This window comes from Streptomyces sp. adm13(2018) (assembly GCF_008042145.1).
Lineage (GTDB): Bacteria > Actinomycetota > Actinomycetes > Streptomycetales > Streptomycetaceae > Streptomyces.
The window spans coordinates 1-5,593 of sequence record NZ_RDBH01000137.1 but is presented as its reverse complement, the minus strand read 5'-3'; the positions used below and the strand labels follow the sequence as shown (position 1 = coordinate 5,593).

3 protein-coding genes are annotated in these 5,593 nt (G+C 74.7%); all 3 read left to right on the top strand.

The features are described 5' to 3' along the window. Positions 1 to 494, top strand: a 494-nt coding sequence (locus tag EAO70_RS38150; protein WP_187284056.1) for an acyl carrier protein, incomplete at its 5' end; no start/stop codon positions are given. A 26-nt stretch (positions 495 to 520) separates the two neighbouring features. After that, positions 521 to 2,923, top strand: coding sequence for a beta-ketoacyl synthase N-terminal-like domain-containing protein (locus EAO70_RS39575; RefSeq protein WP_261993075.1), 2,403 nt, complete (start codon positions 521 to 523; stop codon positions 2,921 to 2,923). Then, positions 2,920 to 5,593: SDR family NAD(P)-dependent oxidoreductase (locus tag EAO70_RS26920; RefSeq protein WP_261993074.1), on the top strand; the 2,674-nt coding region annotated here is incomplete at its 3' end. The genes EAO70_RS39575 and EAO70_RS26920, both read left to right, overlap by 4 nt.

Here is a 5,593-nt window from a genome sequence, read left to right as displayed (position 1 = left end):
CCCCGGCCACTCCGGCGGCCCCGAGCGCCCCGGCCGTCGCGGCCGCCCGCGCGGAGAGCCCCACCGGATCCACGCCGCAGGCGGCGGGCGCCCTGCGGGACACCGGCGCGGCGCGCGCCCGCGTCCGGGACGCCTTCCTCCACGTCCTGGGCGAGGACCCCGGCGACCGGCCCCTCCAGGCCCTCGGCCTGGACTCGCTGATGATCGCGGAACTGACCACCGCCCTCGAACGGGGCGGCCCCACCGTCGACCCGTCGCTGCTCCTGCGGGCCCGTACGGCCGACGACATAGCGGCCGAAATCGCCTACCTGCCCGCACCGGCCGGAACCCCGGCAGTCGCTGGAACCCCGGCTCCCGTCGGTACTCCGGCTCCCGCCGGCACCCCGGCGCCCGCCGCCGCGACCGACCACGTCGGGGCCGCCGACTCCGCCCTGAGCGCGCTGCTGCGCCCCCTGCTCGACCACGACGGCGGGCGCGGGGTGGTCCAGGCATGACCCGCGAGCCGAACGAAAGGACAACTGTGAGCGAGCTCGACACCCGCATCGCCGTCATCGGCCTCGCGGCGAGGCTCCCGGGCGCCGAGGACGTGGCCGACCTGACGGCCATGCTGGGCGGCGAAGGGGTCGAGGTCGGCGAGGTCCCGCCGAGCCGGTGGGCCCGTGACCTCTACCTCGGCGAGGCGCCGCACCGCGGCACCCACCACCGGGGCGCGTTCCTGGTCGACCCGTTCTCCTTCGACCACGAGGCCTTCGGCATGACCGCCGAGGACGCCGTCCTCCTCGACCCGCAGCAGCGGGTCATGCTGGAGGTCGGCGCCCGGGCCCTGGAGGACTCCGGCTACCTGGGCGCGCGCCGCAGGCTCGACGCGGGCGTGTTCGTCGGCGCCCGGATGAACGCCTACGGCTTCGACCGCGGCCGCGGCCCGGTCGGCCCCGGCCTTCCGGACCCCGCCACGGCGGGCACCGGGCCCGGCCCGGCCGCCCTGTGGGGGCGGTCGCAGAACTTCATGGCGGCCTGGCTCTCCGACCGCTTCGACCTCGCCGGCCCCAGCCTCGTCGTGGACACGGCCTGCTCGTCGTCGCTCTCGGCGGTCTGGCTCGCCTGCCAGAGCCTCGCCTCCGGCAGCTGCGAGATCGCCCTCGTCGGCGCGGTGGACCTCCTGATCGACCCGCTGACCTTCGTCCTCCTCTCCCGCACCGGGGCGCTATCCCCGGACGGGCTGTGCCACACCTTCGACCGCCGGGCCAACGGCTACGTCCCCGGCGAAGGAGCCGCGGCCCTGGTGCTGAAGCCGATGGCGGCGGCGCTGCGCGACGGGGACCTGGTCCTCGGCGCGATCAGCGGGGTCGCGGTCAACAACGACGGCCGCACCATGGGCGTCACCACGCCCAATCTGGAAGCACAGATCGACCTGCTCGACAAGGTCTACCGGGCCGTCGACCCGGCGACCGTGCAGTACGTCGAGGCGCACGGCACCGGCACCGCCATCGGCGACCCCATCGAAGTGCGGGCGCTCACCGAGGTGTTCGGGCGCCACGGTGTCCCGCGCAACTCGGTCGCGCTCGGCTCGGTCAAGCGCCGCATCGGCCACCTCCACTCGGCCTCCGGCCTCGCCGGACTCGCGAAGATCATCCTGTCGCTGCGGGAGGGCACCGTACCGGCCGTGGCCGTCGAGTCCCCCAACCCCCGCCTCAACCTGGACGACAGCCCCTTCCACCTCCCCCGACCCCGTCCGCCCCCGATCCCGCCGTTCCGAACAACGTGCAACACCCGCACCACACGAACGAGAGGTACCAGCACCATGGCTAGCGAGTACGGACTGAAGCGTCACTTCAACGGGGACGCGGCCCGCCTCATCGGCGGCAAGATCCGAGTCGTCCACCCCGATTTCGACGTGGAGGACTACGCGGCCGAGACCGAGCGGCGGATCCCCGGACTGGAGCTGAAGGACCGCGTCCTGGTCCTCGCGGAAGGCCTGCGGGCCCGGCTCCCCGAGGACTACGCGAAGGCCCTGCCGATCCTCCTCGCCATCCTCGAGGACGAACTCGCCGAGGGCGAGGGCATGTTCAACAGCAGCTGGTTCCTCATGCCGGTGGCCCGCTTCGTCGAGGACTACGGCCTCGACCACCCGGAGCTCTCCCTCGACGCCATCGAGGAGATCACCAAGCGGCACACCGGCGAGTACGCCATCCGGCCCTACCTCGAACAGCACTACGAGCTGACGATGGAGAAGGTGGCCGGCTGGGCGGTCAGCCCCAGCCACAACGTGCGCCGGCTGGCCACCGAGGGCGTCCGCCCCCGGCTTCCCTGGCACCGCACGCTGGTCGTCTTCGTCAAGGACCCGCACCCGGTCCTGGAGATCCTCGAACCGCTGCGCAGCGACCCGTCCGAGTACGTACGGAAGTCCGTCGCCAACAACCTCAACGACATCTCCAAGGACCACCCCGAGGTCGCGCTCGCCACGGCGCTGCGCTGGCTGGAGGAGAGCCCCACCCCCGAGACCCGCTGGATCGTCAAGCACGGTCTGCGCACCCTCGTGAAGAAGGGCGACCAGCAGGCCCTGGGCCTGCTCGGGGCCACCGGCGGCGAGCACGTGCACGTGCCCCGGCTGCGCGTCACCCCGGAGGCGGTGACCGTCGGCGACACCCTCCTCATCGACTTCGACATCGAGAACACCGACGACCGACGGCACAGCATCGCCGTCGACTACGTGGTGCACCACGTCCGCAAGAACGGGCGCACCATCCCCAAGGTCTTCAAGCTGACCACGCTGGAACTCGGCCCCGGCGAGAAGCGGACCCTGGAGAAGTCCCACCCCATCAGGGAGGTCCAGACGCGCACGTACTACCCCGGCGAGCACGCCGTCGACATCCAGGTGAACGGCCTCGTACGGGCCACAGGGCGCTTCGGGCTGCGCACGTGAGCGCCCACCGGATCACCCTCAGGGCCGCCGATCCGCTGGTCGCCGACCACCGGATCGGCGGTGTCCCGGTCGTCCCGGCCGCCGCCCAGATCGACGCCCTGCTCTCCGCCTGCGCCGCCGACCGGCCCGACCGGGTGTGGCAGCTGGAGCAGATCGGGTTCAAGACGCCGCTGACCGTCCCCGGCCGCGAGGCCGGCATCGAGGTGGCGGCGGCCGGGGACGGCCGGTACACGGTCCGTTCCCTGCCGTCCGCGCCCGGCGGGGACCCGGTCGAGCACAGCGTCGCCCGGGTGGCGAGCACTCCCTTGCCGCCGCCCCGGTACGTCGACGTGGCCGCGCTCAGGGCGGGGTGCACCGAGCACGTCCCGTCGGCGGACCTGGCCGCGTGGCGGGACGCGAGCGGCATCGCGTACGGGCCGGCCTACCGGGTCGTCCGGTCGGCGCACCGGGGCCCCGGACGCATGCTGCTGATGCTGCGGGCCGAGGACGGGGCGGACGGCGGCGCGGTGCCCCCGTTCGTACCGCCGCCGCTGCTCGACAGCGTCTTCCAGGCGCTCGGCATGCTCGACGACGGCTCGGCCGGGATGTGCCTGCCCTGGTACGTCGGCCGGCTCGTGGCCCGGCGACGGATCTCCGGCACGGTGATCGCCCTGATCGAGCGGGAGGAGACCGCGGACACCGGGGGCGGGGCCGTCCGCGGCCGGGCCCTGGTCTGCAGCCAGCAGGGTGAGGTCCTCCTGGAGTTGGAGCGGATCACCCTCAAGGCGGCGGGACGGCCGGCAGCTGTCCTGGTGGACGGCTCGGCCATCGCGCCCGCGGCGGCCGACGGCTCAGCCACCGCGTCGGTCCCGGTGGACGATTCGGCCACTGTGTCCGTTCCGGCCGAGGCTTCCGCCACTACGCCCGCCTCGGTCGGCGGCTCCGCCACCGCGCCCGTCCCGGCGCCCCGGCCCGACAGTCACCCCGGGACGCCGTCCGCCGTGTCCACCGCCGTACCCCCGGCCCCCGCCGACGGGGACCCGGCCGGGGCCGGGCGGGGCCCGGTCGCCGTCCCCACCGTCGAGSCCTTGGTCTGGCGCGAGACGGCCCTGCGATCCGCCCGCCCCGACCCGGCTGCCGGCGGCGGGGAACCCGCCGGCACCGAGGAGTCAGCAGCCACCGGGGGAGCGGCGCCCGACGCCGAGCGCACCGTCCTCCTCGTGGCGGCACACCCGCCCCGTACGACCGAGGGCGGCCCCCGGTTCCTCCACCTGACGCCCGAACGACTCGTCGACGAGGGCCTCGACGCCCTGCCGGACGGCACCGTCCCCCAGGACGTCGTCTACGTGGCCCCCGACGGCCCCGCGGACGGCGCGGCGGCGGCGACCAAGGCCCTCCAGGACGTGTTCGCGCTGGTTCGCCGGCTCGCCGCCCGTACACCCATGATCGATCTGCTGATCGTCACCGGCACCGCGCACGCGGTGACGGAGGGGGAGACGGTCGACCCGTTCATGACGGCCCTGTGGGGACTCGGCCGCACCCTGCGCGTCGAGCACCCGCGCACCAGGATCCGGCTCGCCGACCTCGGCTCCGGCCCGGACCGGGCCGGGGGAGCGGCGGACGCCGACGGGGCCGCCCTCGTGGAGGCGCTGCACCGGGACGTCCCGGAGCTCGCCCTCAGGAACGGCACCTGGTACGAGCCCGAGCTGCTCACGGCACCCCCGGCCCCCGCCCGCGAGGTGCGGTACCGGGGCGGCCGGTTCCTGATCACCGGCGGCATGGGCGGCATCGGCCTGCGCGTGGCGGAGTTCCTCGCGGACGAGGGCTGCGCCCGGCTGACGCTGGTGGGGCGGACCGTACCCGCGGAGGGCGATGCCCGCGAGCGGCTCGACCGGCTCGCCGAGCGCTGTGACCTCCAGATCGTCGCCGCGGACGTCCGCTCCCTCGGGGAGTCGCCGTCCGGCCCCTACGACGGGGTGTTCCACGCGGCGGGCGTGCTCCGCGACGGACTCGCCCGCAGCCTCATGCCCGATCGGGTGGACGCCGTCCTCGGCCCCAAGGTCGGGGGCACGCACGCCCTCGCCGACCTGCTGTCGGAGGGTGAACACCCGGCCTTCGTCGTCCTGTTCTCCTCCATCGCGGCCGTCCGGGCCAACCTCGGCCAGAGCGCCTACGCCGCGGCCAACGGCTACCTGGACGGCTACGCCGCCCGCCGACGGGCCGAGGGCCTGCCCTGGTACAGCCTCGGCTGGGGCCTGTGGACGGTCGGCATGGGTGAGGCCGTCGCCCCGCGCGCCGCCGCGCACGGCGTCGCCGCGCTCACCCAGGACGACGGCATCGGCCTGCTCCGTACGGCCCTGGGCCGCCCGCCCGCGCACTACGTACTCTCCGCCGCGAATGCGAAGGACGCATCCATGACTGCTGTCACGCCCGACGCCGGCCTCTGGCCGTCACTCACCCTCGCCGTCGGCAAGGTCCTGCACCTCGACTCGGTCTCCGCCGAGGACGACCTGCTGGAGCTGGGCCTCGACTCCATGATGGCCGTCGAACTCGCGGCCTCACTGGCCGCCGACGGGCTCGACGTGGACCCGATGGTGTTCTTCGAGCACACCCGGGTCGGCACGCTCCTCACCCACCTGGAGTCCCTCCCGCGCGCCGCGACCCAGGCGCCGGCCCCGCCCGCCCCCGCGC